The 523-nt window shown below is 44.0% G+C and carries 1 protein-coding gene; it reads left to right on the top strand.

Going from position 1 to position 523, the window contains the following annotated elements; all coding sequences use genetic code 11:
* Positions 1-2: 2 nt before the first annotated feature.
* Positions 3-523: GTP-binding protein (locus HMPREF2750_RS07150; protein WP_083304553.1), on the top strand; the 521-nt coding region annotated here is incomplete at its 3' end.

Genomic DNA, 523 nt, shown 5'->3' on the forward strand with positions numbered 1-523 from the left:
AAATGTCTAAAGAAAAATTTGAACGTACAAAACCGCACGTAAACGTGGGTACAATCGGCCACGTTGACCACGGTAAAACAACTTTAACAGCAGCAATCACAACCGTATTAGCAAAACACTACGGTGGTGCAGCTCGTGCATTCGACCAAATCGATAACGCGCCAGAAGAAAAAGCGCGTGGTATCACCATCAACACATCACACGTTGAATACGATACTCCAACTCGTCACTATGCACACGTTGACTGCCCAGGACACGCGGACTATGTTAAAAACATGATTACCGGTGCGGCACAAATGGACGGTGCAATCTTAGTAGTAGCAGCAACAGATGGTCCTATGCCACAAACTCGTGAGCACATCTTATTAGGTCGCCAAGTAGGTGTACCTTACATCATCGTATTCTTAAACAAATGCGACATGGTAGATGACGAAGAGTTATTAGAATTAGTAGAAATGGAAGTTCGTGAACTTCTTTCTCAATATGATTTCCCAGGTGACGATACTCCAATCGTACGTGGTTC

Origin of the sequence: Haemophilus sp. HMSC066D02 (assembly GCF_001810545.1) — a bacterium.
GTDB lineage: Bacteria > Pseudomonadota > Gammaproteobacteria > Enterobacterales > Pasteurellaceae > Haemophilus_D.